The sequence below is a fragment of the Micromonospora sp. C28ISP2-4 genome, assembly GCF_030519385.1.
Lineage (GTDB): Bacteria > Actinomycetota > Actinomycetes > Mycobacteriales > Micromonosporaceae > Micromonospora > Micromonospora tulbaghiae.
Genome location: NZ_JAUMKG010000001.1, coordinates 681,522 through 703,242 on the forward strand (window position 1 = coordinate 681,522; position 21,721 = coordinate 703,242).

Consider the following 21,721-nt stretch of genomic DNA (forward strand, 5'->3'; position numbering starts at 1 on the left):
CCAGTTGGACGCGGACCCGTCCCGGCCGGTTCCCCCGAGCTCAGTCCTCGCCGCCGAGGTCGGCCTGGTACGCCTCCCAGAGCAGGTCGGCTCCGTGGCGCCGGTGCCGGTCGAGCGCGCGCAACAGATCGCGGGTGCGGGCCCGCACCTCCGCGGCGGACACCCCGGGCCGGCGTACGGCCTGCTGGAGCGCCGCCAGCGCCGCGCTGATCGCGGCGTGCTCGCCGACCAGCAGGCGTACGCCCCGGTCCAGCCGGGGCGCGGCGCGCACCAGGTCGGCGTAGTGCCCACCGGCCCCCTCGGTGACGCGGACGTGTTCGGTGAAGCCCTGCCGGACGGGGTCCAGATCGGTGAGAAGTCGCTCCCGCCAGCGCGGCCCGGTGGCCGGCGCCCGCCCCAGGGCGCGCAGGTCACCGACGGTGCTGGGGAGCACGGCGGTCGGCTGCTGGATCGGACTGGTGACCATGGGACACCTCCCGCTGCTGGGTGCGAACCCGTATGGCGATGGTGGACCCGGTTCGAGGGCCTGTCCAGCCGTCGGCGCCGCCTCATCTGCCCCGTCTGCAACAGCCGCCCCAGCCGGTCTCAACAACCCCAGAGACGACTGTGCGCCCCGGTCCGGGTGGACCGAGGCGCACAGGTCGTGTGGTGGAGGTGCCGGGAATCGAACCCGGGTCCTTCGCCGGTTTGTCAGGGCTTCTCCGAGCGCAGCTCGCTATGCCTCTACTCGGCCCCACCGCTCACGCGAGCAAGTTGGTGTGACGGGCCCAGTCGCTGATTGATCTCGCCGCACGGACCCCGCGACCGGGTCCGATTGGCCAGCCTTCTAGCTGATGCCGGCTAACTGGGTCGAAGGCGCTCCCAGGCCGACAGACTTGCTACTCGCCTCAGGCGGCGAGAGCGAAGTCAGCGCGATTGTTCTTGGCGCTTATTGGTTTCCGACGACCGATTCTCGAGACGACGTCGGCTTCCTCGGCTCGCTTCCCCTGTCGCTGCGTACGAAGTCGAAACCAGTCACCCCCTCGTAGCGCTGCCCCTGTCGGCAGCACACCAAGCCTAACGCCTGGCGCAACCGGATTCATCCCGAGGCCCGGTCGACGCGGGCAGCCGGACGAAACCGGACGTATCACTCAGCCATGCCCTTGCCGCGCCGGCCCACCGCCCGGGCGATCTCCTTGGCGGCGTCCCGCTTGGCGAGGTCCTGGCGCTTGTCGTACGACTTCTTACCCCGGGCCAGGCCGATCTCCACCTTGGCCCAGCCGTCGGAGAAGTAGACCTGCAACGGCACCAGCGTCAGGCCGCTCTCCTTGAGCTTGCCCAGCAGCCGGTCGATCTCCAGCCGGTTGAGCAGCAGCTTGCGGGTACGCCGGGGCTCGTGGTTGGTCCAGGTGCCCTGGGCGTACTCCGGGATGTGCATGGCGTGCAGGAAGATCTCGCCGTCGCGCTCCTGGGCGAACGCGTCCACGAGCGACGCCCGCCCGGCCCGCAGCGACTTGACCTCGGTGCCGGTCAGCGCCATGCCCGCCTCGTACGTGTCGAGGATGGCGTAGTCGTGGCGTGCCTTCTTGTTGGAGGCGACCACCTTGCGACCCTTTTCCCGTGGCATCGGCGCCACCCCCTTCCTGATCGACTCGCCGGCCACCGGCCGGCGAGCGGAGATCATGCTACCGGAACCACAAGGGCCCTCCCGCGCCGTTTATTCCGGCGCGGAAGGGCCCTCGGTGAGCCGTACGAGGTGACTAGACCCGCAGGTAGAAGCGGAGCGTGACCCACGCGGTGACCGCGCTGACCACGCCACCGACGGCGGCCATCAGCGGGAAGGTCAGGAAGATCTCGGACCAGGAGATCGGGGTGATCAGACCCTCCAGGGCGGCCATCGAACTGCCGGCCGCCACCACCTTCACCCCGATCAACGCGAGCAGGCCGAGGATGGAGCCGAACAGACCGGCCACCACCGCCTCCAGCACGAACGGCGCCTGGATGAACCAGTTCGACGCGCCGACCAGCTTCATGACCGCCACCTCACGCCGCTTGCTGTACGCGGCGACCTGGATGGTGTTGGCGACGAGCAGCAGGGCGGCGATGGCCATCACGGTGGCGATCGCGAGCGCTCCGTTCTGGAAGCCGCTCAGCACGCCGAAGACCTTGTCGAGCAGCTTGCTCTGGTCGACGATCGTGTCGATGCCCTCGGTGGCCTTGTACTTGTCGTAGATCGCCTTGTACTGCTCCGGGTCGTTCAGCTTGACCCGGTACGACTCGGGAAGCTGGTCCGGCTTGACGGCGCTCACCAGGTCCGGGGCGTCGGCGTACATCTGCTGGAAGCGCTCGTACGCCTGCTCCTTGTTGACGTACGTCGAGTCCTTGACCAGCGGGTCCTGGCCGAGCTGCTGACCCAGCGCGTCGACCTGTTCCTTGGTGGCATCGGTCTTCAGGAAGATCGAGACCTCGACGTTCTCGTAGTAGAGGTCCTTCATGTCGCCGACCTTCTGGTAGAGAAGGCCGCTGCCGCCCAGCATGAACAGCGACACCGCCATTGTGATGATCATGGCGATGGTCATGGTGACGTTGCGCCACAGCCCGACCAGTACTTCGGACAGGACGTACTTCATCCGCATCGGGATATTCCTCCGGCTCTCCGGCGTGAGGTTTCGTCGTCAGGGTCTACGGACGTAGTCCGGCTCAGCCGTAGACGCCGCGGGCCTGGTCGCGCACGATGCGGCCGCTCTCGATCTCGATGACCCGGCGCCGCATCTGGTTCACGATGTTGGAGTCGTGCGTGACCATCACGACGGTCGTACCGGTGCGGTTGATCCGGTCCAGCAGGCGCATGATCTCGATCGAGGTGTCCGGGTCCAGGTTTCCGGTCGGCTCGTCGGCCAGCAGGATCAGCGGCCGGTTGACGAACGCCCGGGCCACCGCGACACGCTGCTGCTCACCACCGGAGAGCTCATGCGGGTAGCGGTGCTCCTTGCCGCCGAGACCGACCAGCTCCAGCACCTCCGGCACGACCCGGCGGGCGACCGCCTTCGTCTTGCCGATCACCTCCAGCGCGAACGCCACGTTCTCGTACGCGGTGCGGTTCGGCAGCAACCGGAAGTCCTGGAAGACGCAGCCGATGGAACGCCGGAAGTGGGGTCGCTTCCAGGAACGCATCGACGTGACGTCCTTGCCGTTGACGACGACCCGGCCCTTGTTGGGCGTGACCTCGTGCAGCAGCAACTTGATGATGGTGGACTTGCCGGAGCCGGATGGACCGATGAAGAAGACGAACTCGCCCTTCTCGATCGAGACGGACACGTTGTCGAGCGAAGGCCGGGACGCCTTCGGGTACGTCTTCGTCACTTGCTCAAGCTGAATCACGGGTCGGTAGTCTACGCGGTGTAACCGCAGAGCCAAGCCCCCAGGCCCGCCGAAGCGGTGCGCGTCATCGATTTACCCGGTCAGACCGAGATCGATGACGCGCTCAGTCCGACCGTGATCACGCACCGTCAGCGGAGAGCTGCTGCTGCTTCCGCCAGCGGATTCCCGCCTCGATGAAGCTGTCCAGGTCACCGTCGAAGACCGAGGACGGATTGCCCGTCTCCTGTTCCGTACGCAGATCCTTCACCATCTGATACGGGTGCAGGACGTACGAGCGCATCTGGTCGCCCCAGGAGCTGGTGCCGCCGGTCTTCAGGCCGGCCAGCTTCTCCTCCTCCTCCTGCCGCTTGCGCTCCAGCAGCCGGGCCTGGAGCACCCGCATCGCGGAGGCCTTGTTCTGCAGCTGGGACTTCTCGTTCTGGCAGGTCACCACGATGCCGGTGGGGATGTGGGTCAGCCGCACCGCCGAGTCGGTCGTGTTGACGCTCTGCCCACCCGGGCCGGACGACCGGTAGACGTCCACCCGGACCTCGTTCTCCGGGATGTCGATGTGGTCGGTCTGCTCGGTGACCGGCAGCACCTCGACCCCGGCGAAGCTGGTCTGCCGGCGGCCCTGGTTGTCGAACGGGCTGATCCGCACCAGCCGGTGCGTGCCGGACTCCACGCTGAGGGTGCCGTAGGCGTAGGGCACCTTCACCGTGAAGGTGGCCGACTTCAGGCCCGCCTCCTCGGCGTACGAGGTCTCGTAGACCTCGGTCGGGTAGCCGTGCCGCTCGGCCCAGCGCAGGTACATCCGCAGCAGCATCTCGGCGAAGTCCGCGGCGTCCACGCCACCGGCGCCGGCCCGGATCGCCACCAGCGCCTCCCGGGAGTCGTACTCACCGGAGAGCAGCGTGCGGACCTCCATCTCCTGGATGGCCTTGGTCAGCCCGGCGATCTCCGACTCGACCTCGGTCAGCACGCCCGGGTCGTCCTCCGCCTGGGCCAGCTCAAGCAGCACCCCGGCGTCGTCGAGCCGGGAGCGCAGGTCACCGAGCTTGGTGATCTCGCCGTTGACGTACGACAGCTGCGACGTCACCTGCTGCGCCTTGGCCTGGTCGTCCCAGAGGTCGGGCGCGGAGGCCTCCTGCTCCAGCCGGGCCTTCTGCTCGCGCAGCTTGTCGAGGTCGAGCACAGCCTCGATGTTGCGCAGCGTGGCGTCGAGTTCCTTGAGCTGTTCGGCGTAATCGGCAGCGGTCACGACAGACAAGACTACTGCGTCGTTCCGTCAACCTGTTGCAGGTGGTCAGCCGACCGGCGCGGTCTTCAGCCAGGACAGCGCCGCCTTGTGGTAGGCGACGGCGAACTCCAGCGCGCTGGCGTCGTAGCTGTCGCCTTCCTTCTTGGCGTTCTTGACCTGCTCCCGCACCGCCGCCAGCGCCTCGGTGTGGTACTCGTTCGCCGTGGCGTACAGGTTCTTGAGCTGGCTCGACGAGTGCAGGTTGCCGAACGCGATCCGTAGCGCTATCGGGTTACGGATGGTGTCCTTGCCGGGATTCTCCGCCAGCCAGCGGGAGAATGTCCGTTTCCCGGCCGCCGTCAGCGCGTACGGCTGGCTCATCCGCGGCCCGGGCTTGCCGAGTCGCACCAGACCCTTCTCCGCCAGGACCGGCAGCTCCCGGTAGACCTGGCTGCGGGTCATCGACCAGTACGGCGCCAGCCGGCGCTCAGCGGCGGCCATCAACTGGCCGCCAGTCATCGGGCCGTCGTGCAGCAGGCCGAGCAGAGCTGCTGCCGTCGGGTTGACTCCGGATTCCGCCATGCCCTCTAAGCTGCCACTTTGTCGGCTCTGGCGTCCAGGATTTGCTCATTTCGGCACCCGATGACGGGTCCGATGTGCACTGTCGGATGAGGAAGAGGGCCCGTCCCGGCCGGGACGGGCCCTCTCGAAGCGTCTCAGCCCATGTGCGGGTAGGCGTGATCGGTCGGCGGGACGAACGTCTCCTTGATCGTCCGGGGCGACATCCAGCGGACCAGGTTGTGCCAGGAACCCGCCTTGTCGTTGGTGCCGCTGGCCCGGGCGCCGCCGAACGGCTGCTGCCCGACCACCGCACCGGTCGGCTTGTCGTTGATGTAGAAGTTGCCCGCGGCGTACCGCATCTTCTCCGCCACCTGGTCGACCACCCGGCGGTCGGTCGCGAAGATCGACCCGGTCAGCGCGTACGGCGCGATCGACTCGGCTTGGGCGACCACCTCGTCGAAACGGGCGTCGTCGAAGACGTGCACGCCGAGGATCGGCCCGAAGTACTCGGTGGTGAACGTCTCGTGCGCGGCGTCGGAGCACTCGAACAGCGTCGGCCGCACGAAGTAGCCGACCGAGAGATCGGCGGTGCCGCCGGCCAGGATCCGGCAGGAGTCGTCGCCCTTGATCAGGTCCAGCGCGGTGGCGTGCCGGGCGAACGCCTTGTCGTCGATCACCGCGCCGCCGAAGTTGCTGAAGTCGGTCACGTCGCCGTAGGTCAGCGAGTCGGCGGTGGCGGCGAGCCGGTCACGCAGCCCACCCTCCCAGATCGACCGCGGGACGTACGCCCGCGAGGCGGCGGAGCACTTCTGGCCCTGGTACTCGTAGGCGCCCCGGATCAGCGCGGTGTGCAGCGCGTCCACGTCGGCGCTGGAGTGCGCGACCACGAAGTCCTTGCCGCCGGTCTCGCCGACCAGCCGGGGGTAGCCCCGGTAACGGGCGATGTTGTCGCCGACGGTCTTCCACAGGTGCTGGAACACCTTCGTCGAGCCGGTGAAGTGGATGCCGGCCAGGTCCGGGTCGGCCAGCACCACCTCGGAGACCTCCTCACCGCGCCCCGTGACCATGTTGATCACACCGGGCGGCAGGCCGGCGGCCTCGAACAGGCGCATGGTGAAGTGCGCCGCGAACTGCTGCGTCGGGGACGGCTTCCAGACCACCGTGTTGCCGAGCATGGCCGGCGCGGAGGGCAGGTTGCCGGCGATCGCGGTGAAGTTGAACGGGGTGATCGCGTAGACGAACCCCTCCAGCGGCCGGTGGTCCAGGCGGTTCCAGACGCCGGGCGAGGACAGCGGCTGCTCGGCCAGGAGCCGGCGCGCGAAGTGCACGTTGAACCGGAGGAAGTCGATCAGCTCGCAGGCCGAGTCGATCTCCGCCTGGACGGCGGTCTTGGACTGACCGAGCATGGTGGCCGCGTTGAGCGTGTCCCGCCAGGGACCGGCGAGCAGGTCGGCGGCGCGCAGGAAGATCGCGGCCCGCTCCTCGAACGGCAGCGCCCGCCACATCGGAGCGGCGTCCTTGGCGGCCTGCACGGCGGCACGGGCGTCTTCGTGGGTGGCGTGCCCGGTGACACCGAGGACGTGGGCGCGCTTGTGCGGCTGCACCACGTCGATCGACGCGCCGCCGGCCATCCGCCGCTCACCGGCGATCGTCATCGGCAGCTCGATCTGCTCGGCGGCCAGTTCGGCCAGCCGCCGCTGGAGCCGTTCCCGGTCGGCGCTGCCGGGCTCGTAGGTGTGTACCGGCTCGTTGATCGGCTCGGGTACGGAGAACACGGCGTCCATCACAGGCTCCTGGCGATCTCGACGGCGACGGCGAAACCGGACCCGCGAGCGCCGGCCGGCGGCCGGACGCCGGACACCGCGGGGTCAGCGGCGGCGGGACCTGGCCCGATTCTGTCACGAGACGCCCCCGCGGGCCGCGCCTCCCCGGTACACCGGACAGTCCCTGCCGTCTCCGTACCTTCGGCCACAGCCCACCCACAACCGACGAAACATCGGAGTACGGGGCGACCAGTCGTTGATCCTTCGGCACGCTCCATCCGAAGGCGGCCCGCGCCCCGCCCGCCCGGGCGGCGGCGGCACGCCGCGTACGCTGGATGACCGGTGACCTGCCCGGCCCGGCGCGGGGCGATCCGGCGACCGTCGAAGGGGAGACGATGAGCAACCAGCCCGGCAGCTCCACGGCCGCGGAGACGGACGAGCCCGAGGCCGTCGAGCCGTCGGCCGGCGAGACGAGCACGGACGGGGCCACGGCCACGGACGAGGCCACTGTCGCTACCGGGCGCCCGGAGTTCGCCCCCGGTGCGCTCGTGCTCGCCCTGGTCTCGATCGGGTGGCTGGCCGCCATGCTCTGGTCCACCCGCGAGGCCATCCACTCGACCGCCGCAGGCGTCACCGCGATCAGCCTCTCCGCGTACGCGCTGCCCGGCGTCATCACCGCCGCGCTGGTCACCGGCGCCACTGTCGCCCTGCTCGCGACCAACCGGCTTGGCCGCGCCACGCTTCGCTTCCTGGCCGCCGTCGGCACCGGCCTCCTGGTCGGGCTCGTCACCGCGGTGGCGATCAACCTGACGTACGCGGACAACGCCACCACTAACACCATCGCCGGCACCGCGGCGGCGGCAGCGATCATCGGCGGGGCGATGGCCGGCGCGCGCCAGGCGCGGGTGGTGGGGGCGATCACCCTCGCGACGCTCACCGCGCAGATCTTCGTGGTGCTGTTCAGCCGCGCCCGCGATCCGCTCTCCGAGCTGTTCGGCGCCGGCGAGACCCAGCAGTCGGTGCTCGACGCCGCGAAGTGGGTCTCGCGTACCGAGTCGTTGCTCGCCGGGCTGCTCGCCGGCCTGGCCGCGTACCTCTATCTCACCTGGTCCCGGCGCCCGGCGGAGCGCCGCGACGGCGTGGCGTCGCCGCTGCGCTGGCCGGCGTACCTGGTCGCCGGGGCCGGCGCGGGCCTGCTCCTGCTGCTCACCGAGGTGATCATCCGGATCGGCGGGCGCGGGCTGCTCGACCTGGCCGCCGCGCTCAGCGAGGCCGACGAGGTGGCGCAGACCGCGCTGGGCACCTCACGGGTGGACAACGGTATCTGGGTGCTCTTCGTGGGCGCGCTGACCACGCTCATCGTCTTCGGGCGCACGCTCGGCCCGCGCCCGGTGGACGACGACGAGGACGAGCCGGCGGCCTGAACCGGGGTCAGCCCGCCTCGCGCAGCAGCAGGTCCAGCTCGGTCACGTCGTACCACTCCAGCTCGTGGTCCTCGGCGCCGTCGACTGTGAACTGGGCGTCCGGGTCGCCGGCCTGGGCCTCCACCACCACGTCGACGGCCGCCGCCACGTCCTCGACCGCGTCCGCGCCGTCCACGTGCAGCGCGGCGACCGACTTCACCGGCACCGGTCCGGCCGGCCGGACCGTGCTCGATCCCAGCTCGCCGTCGACCCGGCCGACCGCACGGGCCGGCAGGTCGGCCGAGACCACCACCCGTCGCCGGGGCGCGGCGGGATCGTGCCGCAGCAGGAGCAGCGCGTCCTGGGCGGCCCGGGTGAAGGCCACGTACTCCAGCTCCTCCTCGTCGCCCTCGGCGTACCACTCGCGCAGCTCCGGGGTCACGGCGTGCGCCGTCTCGGCGCTCAGCCCCTCCTCGCGCAGCCGGGCGAGCATGGGAACGGTCGCCGGCAGGTACACCCGGACAAGCTCGTCGGTCACCGGTCACTCCCACACTCAGGCCGATCGCCGGCGGACGCCGGCTCCGGGCGCCGATCATGCCGTACGCCGAGACCGTCATACACCCGGCACCCGCGCGGGTGAAGTCTCCCGCCGGTGTGTCTCCCGAACGGGCGCGCGGCGATGTCCCCTGGTGATGGCAAACTGAAGCAAACGTAACCAACCCCGGGAGTCACACCGTGGAGTCGAGGTTCCTGCTGCTGTCCGACGTCGCGGCCGAGCTGAACGTCTCGGACTCGCAGGTCTACCACATGGTCCGCAGCGGCGAACTGCCCGCGATCAAGATCGGCGGCCGGGGCCAGTGGCGGGTCGAGCGTGCCCGGCTGGAGGAATACATCGAGCGCAAGTACGCCGAGACGGCCGAATGGGTACGCGGCAACCCGCTCGGCGAGCGCGACGAGGAGTGACCGCCCGGGGACCCCCTGCCATTGACGGCGGTCGTCCGAGTCCGGAGAATGAGAGCCTGTCGGAGGCAAACGAAGGCAAACGCAAGGATTCGAGATGGTTGACACCCGCCGTCCCCGCGCACCCCGTCCGCCGGTCCGTCTCCGGCCCGCCCCGCCGCTCGACCCGCCGTGCACCGACGAGGAACCGCTCTGGAGTCCCGCCGGTCAGCTCACGCTCGACCTGGCCGACCCGCGTCGCCGTGCCGCCGTACGCCCCGCCGGCCGCGCCCCGGACCCGGCACCCGCCTGGCCCCGCTGGTCCGGCCCCCAGGCGTCGACCCTCGCCACCGCCACACCGGAGGGAGCGCGGGCCGCGCACCGGTTCGTGCGCACCTTCCTGGAGATCGTGAACGGCTTCCGCCCACCCGGACAGATCCGACCGCTCTGCCTGCCCGAGTCGGCCGGCCCGGTGGCGGCCGAACTGACCCGCGCGGCCCGCCGGGTGACGCCGGTCCGCCGCCGTACCGCCCGGCCGGCGCTGCTGCTGCGGCGCCTGCGCGTCTGCGAGCCCCGCGCCGGCGCGGTCGAGGCCACCGCCGTGTTCGCCGGCGCCGGCGGCGCGAGCTGGGCGGTCGCGGTACGCCTGGAACGCCGCCGAGGCACCTGGCAGTGCGTCGTGCTCGACGTCCTCTGAGCCCGGCCACCGCCACCCGAGCTGGCTCGACGCGCCGCGGCCACCCGCGCCGATGTGTGAGCGGGCGCAGTCAGCCGGCTCCCCGGCTCCCCGGCCCCCGGCCCTCGGCCCTCGGCCCTCGGCCCTCGGCCCTCGGCCCTCGGCGAGATCTTGGTACCAAACGGCCCCCATAGGGGCCCTCTCCTACCAAGATCTCCACTGCTCCCACCAAGTGGAACCGTAATCTCGCCTAACGGGAGGCTCGCCGCAGGAACCGACCGAGCGAGCATCTCCGGCCCACCCCATCCTCGGGATCTTGCACTTTCAGCCCTCCGATAACGGCATTAATCGGGCACAACGAGGGCCACAACTGCAAGATCGCGCAGGGGGGAGGGTGCGCGAGAGTGGGGAGGGTGCGCGAGGGGGCGGGCGGGGACGGCGGGACGGCGACGGGCCCCGGCCGGGGAGGCCGGGGCCCGTCGGGGCGCTTGTTCGGGGTCAGTTGCCGCCGTTGGGCGAGCCGTGGCAGCGCTTGTACTTGCGGCCCGAGCCACACGGGCAGGGCGCGTTACGGGACGGGCCCTCGCCGCCGTCGACCTGGCCGGGCGCGGCCCGCCGGGCGGTGCTCGCGGCGACCGCCTGGCCGCTCGCCCCGGCCGCCGCACCCGGGGTGCGGCGCGGCGTGGAGGCGGCCGGGCGCTCCGAGGACTGCTGGCCGATGCCGAGCGCCGGGGCCTGCTGCTCGGGCCGCTCGATCACCGGGGCGCCCCGGCCGGCCTCGCCGTCCACCGACGGTGCGGAGTATTGCAGGCCCTGCTGCTGCGGCGCGCGGTTGAGACCCTTGGCCCGGATCTCCACCGGCTTCTCCAGCAGTGCCACCTCCTCGGCCTCCGGCTCCGCCTCCTCGACCTGCACCTCCAGGTTGTAGAGGAAGCCGACCGTCTCCTCCTTGATGCCGTCCATCATGGAGGCGAACATGTCGAAGCCCTCGCGCTGGTACTCGATGACCGGGTCGCGCTGGGCGTACGCCCGCAGGCTGATGCCCTCCTGGAGGTAGTCCATCTCGTAGAGGTGCTCGCGCCACTTACGGTCGATCACCTGGAGCAGGACCATGCGCTCGAGCTGGCGCACCGCCTCCTCGCCGAGGTTCTCCTCACGCCTGTCGTACGCGGCGTGCGCGTCCTCCTTCAGGCGCGCGAGCAGGAAGTCCTGGTCGATGCCCGCGCGGGAACCGACCTCCTCCTCCAGCTCCTCGACGGTGATGCCGACCGGGTAGAGCTGCTTCAGGCTGGACCAGAGCTGGTCGAGGTCCCAGTCCTCGGCGTAGCCGTCGCTCGTGGCGCCGACCACGTACGCGGTCACCACGTCGTCGATCATGTTGCGGACCTGGTCGGACAGGTCCTCACCGTTGAGCACCCGGAGGCGCTCGGCGTAGATCACCTGGCGCTGCTTGTTCAGCACCTCGTCGTACTTGAGGACGTTCTTGCGGATTTCGGCGTTCTGGCCCTCGATCTGGGCCTGGGCGCTCCTGATCTGGCGGGTGACCATCTTCGACTCGATGGGCACGTCCTCCGGAATGTTGAAGCGGTCCATCACCGCCTCGACCGCGCCGGCCCGGAAGCGCTTCATCAGCTCGTCCTGCAGCGACAGGTAGAAGCGGGACTCGCCCGGGTCACCCTGCCGGCCGGCGCGACCGCGGAGCTGGTTGTCGATCCGGCGGGACTCGTGCCGCTCGGTGCCCAGCACGTAGAGCCCACCGGCGGCGGCCACCTCCTCCGCCTCGACGTCGCACGCCTGCTTCCAGGTCGGAAGGATCTCCTCCAGCGCCTTGGCGTACTCCTCCGGCTGCTCGACCGGGTCGAGCCCACGCTGGCGCAGCTCGTTCGCGGCGAGGAACTCGGGGTTGCCGCCGAGCAGGATGTCCGTGCCCCGGCCGGCCATGTTGGTCGCGACGGTGACCGCGCCTTTGCGCCCGGCCTGCGCGACGATCTCCGCCTCCTTGGCGTGGAACTTCGCGTTCAGCACCGAGTGCGGGATGCCGCGGCGGCGCAGCATGTGCGACAGGATCTCGGAGTTCTCCACCGAGACGGTGCCGACCAGCACCGGCTGGCCCTGCTCGTGCCGCTCGGCGATGTCCTCGACGACGGCGTTGAACTTGGCCTTCTCGGTCTTGTAGATGACGTCGGGCCGGTCGAGCCGGACCATCGGCCGGTGCGTCGGGATGGTCACGACGCCGACCTTGTAGACCTTGTTGAACTCGCCCGCCTCGGTCTGGGCGGTACCGGTCATGCCGGAGAGCTTCTCGTAGAGGCGGAAGTAGTTCTGGAGGGTGATGGTGGCGAGCGTCTGGTTCTCCTGCTTGATCTCCACCCCCTCCTTGGCCTCGATCGCCTGGTGCATGCCCTCGTTGTAGCGGCGGCCGTGCAGGATGCGGCCGGTGAACTCGTCGACGATCAGGACCTCACCGTCGTTGACGATGTAGTCCTTGTCGCGCTTGTAGAGCTCCTTGGCCTTGATCGCGTTGTTCAGGTAGCCGACCAGCGGGGTGTTCACCGACTCGTAGAGGTTGTCGATGCCCAGGCGGTCCTCCACCTTGGCGACGCCGCGCTCGGTGATCGCGATGGTGCGCTTGGCGTAGTCGACCTCGTAGTCGCCCTCGCCGTCGGTGCCGGGCTGGAGCCGGGCCACCACTGTGGCGAACTCCTGGTACCACCGGGCGGAGTGCTCGGCCGGACCGGAGATGATCAGCGGGGTACGCGCCTCGTCGATCAGGATCGAGTCGACCTCGTCGACCACGGCGAAGAAGTGCCCGCGCTGGACCAGCTCGTCCTTCGACCAGGCCATGTTGTCGCGCAGGTAGTCGAAGCCGAACTCGTTGTTGGTGCCGTAGGTGACGTCGCACTCGTAGGCCGCGCGGTGCTCGGTGGCGGGCCGGTTGGGCAGCACCACGCCGACGCGCAGGCCGAGGAACTCGTGGACGCGGCCCATCCAGGCGGCGTCGCGCTCGGCCAGGTAGTCGTTCACGGTGATCACGTGCACGCCCTTGCCGGCGAGCGCGTTCAGGTAGACCGGCATCACCGAGGTGAGCGTCTTGCCCTCACCGGTCTTCATCTCGGCGATGTTGCCGAAGTGCAGCGCCGCGCCACCCATCACCTGGACGTCGTAGGGGCGCTGGCCGAGCACCCGCGAGGCGGCTTCCCGGCACACCGCGAACGCCTCGGGCAGCAGGTCGTCGAGGGTCTCGCCATCCTCGAGCCGCTCCTTGAACTGGTCGGTCATGCCGCGCAGCTCGTCGTCGCTGAGGTTGACGTAGTCGTCCTCGATCGAGTTGACGGCGGCAGCGATGGCCTTCAGCCGACGCACCATGCGGCCCTCGCCGGCGCGAAGGAACTTTTCCAGAATCGACACGGATCAACGCTCCCCTAGACGGTCTCGAACCATCGTAGGCGCTCCGACGCGACGATGGTCACTGGTGGCGGCGGTCCGGGTTCCGGAACCCGACATAACACCGCGACCGTGCGCCACCGGCCGCTAATCGGGTTACGCCGTGCGCGAACGATCCGGCACGATGGCTCGAATGGAGCCTGTGGAGATCATCGAGGACGGCCTGCTGCTGCGCCCGTGGCGCGCGGAGGACGCCGACGCGGTGTACCGCGCCTGCCAGGATCCGGACATCCAGCGCTGGACCACCGTACCTCGCCCGTACCTGCCGGAGCACGCGACCGAGTTCGTCACCACGATCAGCGCCACCGCCTGGGCCGAGGGCACCGCGGCGCAGTTCGCGGTCTGCGACGCCGGCACCGGCGAGCTGCTCGCCTCGATCGGGCTGGTCTCCGTCGACAGCGCGCGGGACTCGGCCGAGGTGGGCTACTGGACCGCGCCGTGGGCCCGGAGCCGGGGCGTCGCGGTACGCGCCGTCCGCGCGCTCGCCCGCTGGGCGTTCGACGCGCTCAAGCTGCGCCGGCTCATCTGGCAGGCCGAGATCGGCAACCACGCCTCCCGGCTGGTCGCGCTGCGCGCCGGCTTCCGGATCGACGGTGAGCTGCGGCTGGCCCACCCCAGCCCCGGCGGCCGGCCCGAGGGCTGGATCGGTTCGCTGCTCCCCGGCGAGGTCGCCGCCGCCGGTGACCCGGTCCCGTACGGCCCGGACACGCTCCAGGCCCGCCGCGCGGCGGTCTTCGGCCGCCCGCAGCCGGTCCTGTTCGCCACCGCCGGGGACACCGAACTGCGGCTGCGCGCGCTGGAGGAACGCGACCTGGCCGCGGTGACCCGCACCTGCCAGGACGAGCAGACCGTCCGCTGGACCACGGTGCCGCACCCGTACCGGCCGGAGCACGCCGAGGGCTTCCTGCGCGACCTGGTGCGCCCGGCCTGGGCCCGGGGCACGGCCGCGACGTTCGCCGTCGCCGACCCGGACGACAACTACGTCGCCTCGATCGACCTGCGCCTGCTGCCGAACGATCCGCTGGTGGCCGACGTGGGCTACATGACCGCGCCGCACGCCCGCGGCCGGGGTTACCTGCCGGCCGCGCTCGCCGCTGTCTGCGCCTGGGGGTTCACCACGCTCGGCCTGGCCCGGATCGAGTGGCGGGCGAACGTCGGCAACACCGCCTCCCGCCGGGCCGCCGAGAAGGCCGGCTTCACCGTCGAGGGCACGCTGCGCGGCGGCGTCCAGCACCGCGGCGAGCGGCAGGACGCGTGGATCGGCGCCCTGCTGCCAGGCGACCTGGCATGACCCCGGAGACGATCGAGGGGTACGGCGTACGGCTGCGGCCGTGCCACCTCGCGGACGTGCCCGAGACGGTGGCCGGGTGCGCCGATCCGGAGACCCGCCGGTTCATGCCCCTGCTGCCCGACCCGTACGACTCCGAGGCCGCCCGCTGGTGGATCACCGAGGGCGCGCCCGCGGTGCGGGCGGCGGGCGGCGCCGCGTACACGATCGCCGACCCGGCGACCGACCGGCTGCTCGGCAGCATCGGGCTGACCCGGCTCAGCGCGGAGCGGGCCACGTACGAGATCGGCTACTGGGTGGGACCGGCGGCGCGCGGCCGGGGCGTGGCGAGCGCCGCCACCCGGCTGCTCACCGAGCGGGCGTTCGCCGCCGGGGCGGCCCGGCTGGAGTTGCTCACCCGCGTCGAGAACGTGGCGAGCCAGCGCATCGCACTGGCCTGCGGTTACCGGCACGAGGGCGTACGCCGGGCGGCGGGCGTGGACGGCGACGGCGTACGCCAGGATCTGATCGCCTGGGTGCGGCTGGCCGACGACCCGCCCGGGCCGGTCACCCGCCTGCTGCCGGACCTGCCGGACGGCCGGCTCACCGACGGCGTGGTGACGCTGCGCCCGGTGGAGCCGGCGGACACGGACGCGTTGTTCCGGCTGCACTCGTTGCCGGAGGTGGTGGCGAACCGGGTGCCGCCGGTGACGCCGCAGCGGGCGGCGCTGGCGCGCCGCTGCCGGCTGGCGGCGAGCCGCTGGCTGGCCGGCGAGGCCGCCGACCTGGCGATCCTCGACGCGGCCACCGGCGCTGTCGTCGGCGGCTGCGCGTTGTTCTACGACGAGCCGGCCACCGGGCAGGCCATGATCGGCTACAGCCTGCTGCCCGAGGCGCGCGGACGCGGGTTGGCGGCCCGGACGGTCCGGCTGGTCGCGGGATGGGCGTTCGGTATCGGGGTGGCCCGGCTGTGGGCCGGCACCAGGCCGGACAACGTCGCCTCGCAGCGGGTGCTGGAGCGGGCCGGCTTCCGGCGGGAGGGGTTGTTGCGCGGCCGGCTGCCCGGCCCGGACGGCGTCCGCGTCGACTCGGTGGTCTACGGCCGCCTGGCCACCGACGAGAACTGAGGACGGACCCCTGCGCGGGGCCCGTCCTCGCCGGTCAAGGGGTCACGCGTCGAGCTGGATGATCCCGTAGTCGTACGCGTGCCGCCGGTAGACCACGCTCGGGCGGCCGGACTCCTTGTCCTGGAACAGGTAGAAGTCGTGGCCGACGAGTTCCATCTGGAACAGCGCGTCATCGACGGTCATCGGTTCGGCGGGGTGGACCTTCGCCCGGGCGATGTGCCACGGCTGGTCGTCGGGTTCGCTGTAGCCGCTCTCGTCGGGGCGTTCGGCCACCGCCGTGGCGGTGCCGCGGCCGTCGAGCGCCGCCAACCCCGGGCCGTCGAGATCGGCCACCGGCAGGCCGGCTGTCGCGGCGGCCACGGAGATCGGCGCGTGCCGCCCGCGGTGCACCCGGCGACGGTCCGCCGCGCGGCGGAATCGCGTGTCCAACTTGGCGATTGCGGCGTCGAGCGCGCTGTAGAAGTCGTTCGTGCAGGCCTCGGCCCGGATCACCGGGCCGCGCGTCACGCACGTGATCTCCACCCGCTGGCAGGTGTCCGCCTGGCGTGGATTGCGCTCGTGGAACAACTCGACGTCCACGCGAATGAGCTTCTGGTCGTAGCGTTCGATCTTCGCGAGCTTCTCGGCTACGTGCACCCGGTAATGGTCCGGCACTTCGACGTTACGGCCCTTGACCACGATGTCCACGTGACCTCCCTTGTTCGGACGGTCGTTCGGTCCGGATCAGATCCGGTCGACGCACCCGGGAGGGCCCCGCTCGGCGTCGACCGGTTTGTTCGGCTACGCCTCCTTCCAATGCCGGGGGAAGGTTGGATCCTCACTACCCCCGACACCGAAACGCTAACTCCTGTACGGCCACCCGTCACCCCTGGTTGCCGAAGGTGGTCGCGAAATTTAACAGCTCATACACCATGGGGTGAAACGGATACACGAAGCGTCACCGACGGTGCCGCTTTTGCGTTGCGGCGAGCACCGCCGCGGCCTTTGGCGTCATTCCCGCGCGGTGCAACATCCGGCTCACCGCCGCGAGCGTGGCGCCGGTGGTGACGATGTCGTCGAGCAGCACGACGCTCTCCCCCGGCCGGTGTCCGGTGAGCGGGCGGCGCAACCGGAACGCGGTCTCGGCCGCTGCGGCCCGCCCGGCGCTGTCCAGCGCCACCGAGTCGGTGCGGGGCAGCGCGCGGAGCGGGTGCAGCACGCGTACCGGCCAGCCGGCCGCGCGCAACCGGGCCGCCGCCGGCCGGACCAGCCGGTCGAGGTGGTCGCCGTAGCGGGCCCGGGCGGCGCGGGCGGTGTCCGGCACCGCCACCAGCGTCACCGGGCCGGGCGGCCCCGCCGCCGCGGCGACCACCTCGGCGAGCAGCGCACCCAACGGCCGGGCCAGCCCGTGCCGGCCCCGTTCCTTGTACGCCAGCAGTCCCTCACGCAACGCGCCTCCGTACGGGCCGAGCGCGACGCAGGGCGGCAGGCCGGGCGGGGCCGGATCGGGCCGGGCAGGGGCGGGACGCAGCGACTCCAGCTCCCGCACGCATCCGGGGCAGAAGCCCTGCCGCAGCCGTACCGACCCGGTGCCGCAGCCCGCACACCCGGCGGGCAGCACCAGGTCGGTCAGGTCCGACCAGAGCCCGCCCAGGTCACGCACGGTGGCTCAGTAGAGGAAGAACGGTGCGGTCGGGTTGGTCGCCCGGCTGCCCGACGGAACGTCGAGCACCTGCTCCCGCTTGACGTAGTCGAACGGGTTGTTCCGCCAGGCCGCGCCGTCCGTCTCGAACATGAACGAGAACGCGGCCAGGCCGCGGTCGCCGCCGCCCGGATACCCGGCGAGCTGGGTCACCGCCGCACCGATCTCCACCGCCAGCGGGGTCTCCCACGCGCCGTCGACGCTGAGCTGGTGGATCGCCGAGCGCCGGTCCGCCTCGTTGCCGGCCAGCGCCAGCTCGTTCTCCGCCACCCAGTCCACCACAGTCACGCCGGTGAGCAGCGTGGTCACCCGGCGGGGCTGCCCGAGGCTGACCACGCCGCCGTCGACACTCACCGCCGCGACGAAGACCGCGCCGCCGGAGGCCAGCGCGATCCGGTGCCCGTCGAGGGAACCGGCGACGGCGGTGACCGGCCCGGGAACGGACAGCGGGATCTCGCTCGTCCGGCCCGCGCCGTCGAACCGGTAGAGCCTGCCGTCCGCCGCCACCAGACCCGCCGGGCGGGCCTTGTTCAGCGACCGCAGCCAGGTGGGACGGCTCATCGTCCGGAACGTACGGTCGCCGGGGTTGAGTGTCGTGACCGGATCCGGACCGGTGCCCACCTTGAGCCGCCTGCGGTTGTCCGACCCGGTCACCACGAGCGCGGCGAGCACCTGGTCGTCGGCGCGGGCGAGCGACGCGGAGACCACGTTGCGGTTCTCCGCGGGCGGCAGCGGCACGGCGGCCCGCGACTCGTTGCCGAACGCCAGAGGACGGACGGCGCCGTCGTAGACGGCGAACCGCATCGGATCGCCGCCGCGTGGATAGGCGGCGGTGGAGACGCGCTCGCGCCGCAGGTCGACGGTGAGCCGCTTCTGGTTCTGGATCTTCAGGTCGACCTGGCCGTCCAGGTCCGACAGGGACCACGCCAACTGGGTGCCGAGCCGGGTCAGCCGCTGCTCGTTGGCGCCCGGCATGTTGAGGTTGATCTCCCAGTGGCCGTCCGCGCCGGTCGCGTTGTTGATCAGCTGGGTGCCGTCGGGCAGCCCTGTCACACCGGGGGCCAGCCAGTCCGACGGGCGGTCGGCCAGCCACTTCATCACCTCGGTGATCCGGCGCTCGGTCGGCGCCGACGAGGGCAGGTAACGCTGGTCCGGCACCAGCCGGGTCAGGTCGGTGTTCCAGAAGTAGACGGTGCGGGGACGGTAGTACTCACGCATCGCCGAGTCGCTGGCCAGCAGCACGTTCGGCAGCTCGGTGATCAGCAGGCCGGTACCGGCCGGTTCGGCCCGGCGCAGCTCGAAGACGTACTGCGTCTCGCTCGCCACCGGCGGGCCGAGCGTGCCGTCGGCACGCAGCACGCCCACCTGCTGCACCTTGAGCGTCACGGTGCTGGTGCCCTGGTTGTTGGGCGGCGTGCTCTCCGGCTTCTCCCGCAGCCGCACCACCGTCAGCTCGACCTCGCTGGTCTGCGGCTTGCCCGGCAGCAGGTCGCGGGCCTCCGCGGCGAGGAACTTCCGGGCCCGGGCGTACGCCTGGTCGCGTTCCCCCGCGGCGGCGGCCCGCAGGTAGTTCTCGATGAACGGCACCGGCTCGCTGCTGTCGGCCGGTTCGGGCGGCCGGGCCGGGCTGCCGTTGAGCGCCCCGGACTCGGCGGCCGGCACCGAGCCGTCCACCTGCACGTCGGTCTGGTGCGGGATGCCGCATCCGGCGAGCGCCGCCGGCAGCAGCGCGCCCGTCAGCAGCAGGGCCAGGACGCGGCGGTTCACTGCCGCGCCTCCGCGTGGTCGCCGCCGGCCGGTCCGGCGGTCAGCGCCGCGACGCCACCGCCCGGCCCGATGGCGGGCAGCCCGCCGTCACGGGGGCCGCCGAACGGCACGGTGGCGTCGGCCGGCACCAGCCGCAACGGGGAGGTGGTGAGCCGGTCCCCGGCCCGGGCGGGCAGGGTGAGCCGGAACTGCGCCCCCTGGCCCGGCGCGCCCCACGCCTCCAGCCAGCCGCCGTGCAGGCGGGCGTCCTCCAGGCTGATCGACAGGCCCAGCCCGGTGCCGCCGGTCTGCCGGGCGCGCGACGGGTCGGCCCGCCAGAAGCGGTTGAACACCAGCTTCTCCTCCCCCGGCTTGAGGCCCACGCCGTGGTCCCGCACGGTGATCGCCACCGCGCTCTGGTCCTGGCCCAGGGTGATCCGTACCGGCTTGGCCTCGCCGTGCTCGACCGCGTTGCCGACCAGGTTGCGCAGCACCCGCTCGACGCGGCGCGGGTCGACCTCGGCGATCACCGGAGTGTCCGGCAGGTCCAGCTCGATGGTCACCCCGACCCGCTCGGCCAGCCCGGCCAGCCGCTCGGTCACCCGGTGCACCACCGGCACCAGGTCGGTCGGCTCGCTGTCCAGCACCGCGAAACCGGCGTCGAACCGGCTGATCTCCAGCAGGTCGGTGAGCAGTTCCTCGAACCGGTCCAGCTCGGCCTGGAGCAGCTCGGCGCTGCGGGCCACCGCGGGGTCGAACTCGTCGCGCTCGGCGAAGATCAGGTCGGCGGCCATCCGTACCGTGGTCAGCGGTGTCCGCAGTTCGTGCGAGACGTCGGAGGTGAACCGGCGTTGCAGGCGGGACATCTCCTCCAGCCGGAGGATCTGCCGTTGCAGGTTCGTCGCCATCTGGTTGAACGAGGCCGCCAGCAGGGCCAGGTCGTCCTCGCCGGAGACCACCATGCGCTGGTCGAGCAGGCCGGCGGAGAGCCGCTGCGCGGTGCGCGCGGCCACCCGTACCGGCGTCACCACCAGGCGGGTGACCAGCGCGGCCAGCAGGCCGAGCAGCAGCACCAGCGCGACGCCGGTCGCGACCACGGTGGCCCGGGCGTCGGCCGCCGTCGCGTCCTGCCGGGCCAGGGGTACGAGGTAGTAGAGCTCGACCTGCCCGAACTTGGTGGGCACCGGGGAGCCGTAGACCAGGTATTTCGTCCGCTCGCCGCCGAGCGAGCCGGTGCGGATCTGGTGGGCGACCTTGCCGGAGGCGACCGTGGCCCGCAGTTCGTCGCCGATCACCGCGCCCACCGGCACGTCGGGCGTGGTACGCGGCTCGATGAACTCGGCGAAGTTGTCGGCGGTTATCGCCACCACCACGCCGCTGGTCTGGGTGGGGTCTCCGCCGGCCAGGTAGTTCACGGTGCCGTCGATGGTGTTCTGGAGCTGCGCCTCCTGCGGCTGGCTGTAGAGGTTGAACTGCTTGGCCGCGTACTCGCTGCCGTTGCTCAGCCGCAGCCGCACGTCGGTCTCGGCGTTCTCCAGCAGGATGCTCGTGATCTTGTCGGCGATCAGATAGGCGAAACCGCCCACCAGCAGACTCGACGCCACCAGCGTGATGGTGACCACACGGACCTGGAGCGACCGCCGCCACGCCTGGTGCACCGCCGCCACCAGCCGGGCGACCCGGCCGGTCAGAGCCAGCCAGAGCGCCCGCACGGCGTGGAGCCGGCGGGGCGCGGCGGGCGGCGACTCGGGCAGCGGGGTCAGCACAGTGCTGACCAGGCTATCCGGTGCCCGCCTTGTAGCCCACGCCCCGGACGGTCAGGATGATTTCGGGTCGCTCCGGATCCGGCTCGATCTTGGCGCGCAGCCGCTGGACGTGCACGTTGACCAGGCGGGTGTCCGCCGCGTGGCGGTAGCCCCAGACCTGCTCCAGCAGCACCTCGCGGGTGAAGACCTGACGCGGCTTGCGGGCGAGCGCGACCAGCAGGTCGAACTCCAGCGGCGTCAGCTTCACCTCCTCGCCGTCGCGGCTGACCGTGTGCGCCGGCACGTCGATGGTGATCTGGTTGCCGGGCGGGCCGATGGTCAGCATCTCCGGCGCCACGTCCTCGCCCCGGCGCAGCCGGGCCCGCATCCGGGCCACCAGCTCCTTGGGCTTGAACGGCTTGACCACGTAGTCGTCGGCGCCGGACTCCAGCCCGAGCACCACGTCGACGGTGTCGCTCTTGGCGGTCAGCATCACGATCGGCACGCCGGACTCGCCCCGGATGGCGCGGGCCACGTCGATGCCGCTCATGCCCGGCAGCATCAGGTCGAGCAGGACGATGTCGGGTCGGTTGTCGCGGAACGCGGCCAGCGCCCGTTCGCCGTCCGCGACGAAGGACGGCACGAAGCCCTCGCTGCGCAGCACGATGCCGAGCATCTCGGCGAGGGCGGGGTCGTCGTCGACCACGAGTACCCGGGCTCTCATGGGGTTTATCGTTCCATCCCCGTTCGTCTGGAGTGTTCGGCGTCTCCACGAGACCGTAGCGCCGAG

General features: G+C 71.4%; 19 protein-coding genes and 1 other RNA gene. 5 read left to right on the forward strand and 15 right to left on the reverse strand.

What is annotated here, in order from left to right:
• Positions 1-40: 40 nt before the first annotated feature.
• The 8 genes from Q3W68_RS03185 to pruA form a co-directional block, all read right to left on the reverse strand.
• Positions 41-466, reverse strand: a complete 426-nt coding sequence (locus tag Q3W68_RS03185) for a hypothetical protein (RefSeq protein WP_302904013.1) — start codon at positions 464-466, stop codon at positions 41-43.
• 180 nt (positions 467-646) lie between these two features.
• Positions 647-1,022, reverse strand: a transfer-messenger RNA (tmRNA) gene (gene ssrA, locus Q3W68_RS03190).
• Between the two features lie 104 nt (positions 1,023-1,126).
• Positions 1,127-1,606 (reverse strand): SsrA-binding protein SmpB, encoded by a 480-nt coding sequence (smpB, locus tag Q3W68_RS03195; protein ID WP_302904014.1) that lies wholly within the window; start codon positions 1,604-1,606, stop codon positions 1,127-1,129.
• A 133-nt stretch (positions 1,607-1,739) separates the two neighbouring features.
• Complete coding sequence (gene ftsX / locus Q3W68_RS03200) at positions 1,740-2,615, reverse strand: permease-like cell division protein FtsX (RefSeq protein WP_091418746.1); 876 nt, start codon at positions 2,613-2,615, stop codon at positions 1,740-1,742.
• Positions 2,616-2,679: 64 nt separating this feature from the next.
• Positions 2,680-3,360: a cell division ATP-binding protein FtsE gene (gene ftsE / locus Q3W68_RS03205; protein WP_013284225.1), complete on the reverse strand. Its 681-nt coding sequence runs from the start codon at positions 3,358-3,360 to the stop codon at positions 2,680-2,682.
• Positions 3,361-3,478: 118 nt separating this feature from the next.
• The gene (gene prfB / locus Q3W68_RS03210) at positions 3,479-4,600 is read right to left on the reverse strand and encodes a peptide chain release factor 2 (RefSeq protein WP_302904015.1); all 1,122 of its coding nucleotides are present in this window, start codon (positions 4,598-4,600) and stop codon (positions 3,479-3,481) included.
• A 45-nt stretch (positions 4,601-4,645) separates the two neighbouring features.
• Positions 4,646-5,161 (reverse strand): PadR family transcriptional regulator, encoded by a 516-nt coding sequence (locus Q3W68_RS03215; RefSeq protein WP_302904016.1) that lies wholly within the window; start codon positions 5,159-5,161, stop codon positions 4,646-4,648.
• A 134-nt stretch (positions 5,162-5,295) separates the two neighbouring features.
• Positions 5,296-6,924 carry an L-glutamate gamma-semialdehyde dehydrogenase gene (gene pruA / locus Q3W68_RS03220; protein WP_302904017.1) on the reverse strand — a complete coding sequence of 543 codons (1,629 nt, stop codon included), beginning with the start codon at positions 6,922-6,924 and terminating at the stop codon, positions 5,296-5,298.
• Between the two features lie 374 nt (positions 6,925-7,298).
• Between pruA and Q3W68_RS03225 the strand changes: the two genes are divergently transcribed.
• Complete coding sequence (locus Q3W68_RS03225) at positions 7,299-8,327, forward strand: hypothetical protein (RefSeq protein ID WP_302904942.1); 1,029 nt, start codon at positions 7,299-7,301, stop codon at positions 8,325-8,327.
• A gap of 7 nt (positions 8,328-8,334) precedes the next feature.
• On the opposite strand, the gene Q3W68_RS03230 is transcribed toward Q3W68_RS03225, so the two are convergent.
• Complete coding sequence (locus Q3W68_RS03230; protein WP_302904018.1) at positions 8,335-8,844, reverse strand: hypothetical protein; 510 nt, start codon at positions 8,842-8,844, stop codon at positions 8,335-8,337.
• Between the two features lie 197 nt (positions 8,845-9,041).
• On the opposite strand from Q3W68_RS03230, the gene Q3W68_RS03235 reads away from it, so the two are divergent.
• Together Q3W68_RS03235 and Q3W68_RS03240 are read left to right on the forward strand one after the other, a co-directional pair.
• On the forward strand, positions 9,042-9,269 hold the full coding sequence (locus tag Q3W68_RS03235; RefSeq protein WP_013474124.1) for a helix-turn-helix domain-containing protein: 228 nt from the start codon (positions 9,042-9,044) through the stop codon (positions 9,267-9,269).
• A 94-nt stretch (positions 9,270-9,363) separates the two neighbouring features.
• Positions 9,364-9,942, forward strand: a complete 579-nt coding sequence (locus Q3W68_RS03240) for an Rv3235 family protein (RefSeq protein WP_302904019.1) — start codon at positions 9,364-9,366, stop codon at positions 9,940-9,942.
• A gap of 477 nt (positions 9,943-10,419) precedes the next feature.
• Here the strand turns inward: Q3W68_RS03240 and secA are convergent, their stop codons facing one another.
• Positions 10,420-13,329, reverse strand: a complete 2,910-nt coding sequence (gene secA / locus Q3W68_RS03245; RefSeq protein WP_302904020.1) for a preprotein translocase subunit SecA — start codon at positions 13,327-13,329, stop codon at positions 10,420-10,422.
• Between the two features lie 169 nt (positions 13,330-13,498).
• Between secA and Q3W68_RS03250 the strand changes: the two genes are divergently transcribed.
• Positions 13,499-14,656 (forward strand): GNAT family N-acetyltransferase, encoded by a 1,158-nt coding sequence (locus Q3W68_RS03250; protein ID WP_302904021.1) that lies wholly within the window; start codon positions 13,499-13,501, stop codon positions 14,654-14,656.
• Complete coding sequence (locus Q3W68_RS03255; RefSeq protein WP_302904022.1) at positions 14,653-15,759, forward strand: GNAT family N-acetyltransferase; 1,107 nt, start codon at positions 14,653-14,655, stop codon at positions 15,757-15,759. Before Q3W68_RS03250 ends, Q3W68_RS03255 begins: the two co-directional genes overlap by 4 nt.
• A gap of 42 nt (positions 15,760-15,801) precedes the next feature.
• On the opposite strand, the gene raiA is transcribed toward Q3W68_RS03255, so the two are convergent.
• The 5 genes from raiA to mtrA all read right to left on the reverse strand — a co-directional run bounded on the left by raiA (position 15,802) and on the right by mtrA (position 21,655).
• A complete protein-coding gene (gene raiA, locus Q3W68_RS03260) occupies positions 15,802-16,446 on the reverse strand; it encodes a ribosome-associated translation inhibitor RaiA (protein WP_302904023.1) in 645 nt (214 codons plus the stop codon).
• Positions 16,447-16,696: 250 nt separating this feature from the next.
• A complete protein-coding gene (locus tag Q3W68_RS03265) occupies positions 16,697-17,401 on the reverse strand; it encodes a ComF family protein (protein ID WP_302904024.1) in 705 nt (234 codons plus the stop codon).
• Between the two features lie 6 nt (positions 17,402-17,407).
• On the reverse strand, positions 17,408-19,207 hold the full coding sequence (locus Q3W68_RS03270) for an LpqB family beta-propeller domain-containing protein (protein WP_302904025.1): 1,800 nt from the start codon (positions 19,205-19,207) through the stop codon (positions 17,408-17,410).
• Positions 19,204-20,952, reverse strand: coding sequence for an MtrAB system histidine kinase MtrB (gene mtrB, locus Q3W68_RS03275; RefSeq protein ID WP_302904026.1), 1,749 nt, complete (start codon positions 20,950-20,952; stop codon positions 19,204-19,206). Before mtrB ends, Q3W68_RS03270 begins: the two co-directional genes overlap by 4 nt.
• Positions 20,953-20,965: 13 nt before the next feature.
• Positions 20,966-21,655, reverse strand: coding sequence for an MtrAB system response regulator MtrA (gene mtrA / locus Q3W68_RS03280; protein WP_013284210.1), 690 nt, complete (start codon positions 21,653-21,655; stop codon positions 20,966-20,968).
• Positions 21,656-21,721: the final 66 nt, after the last annotated feature.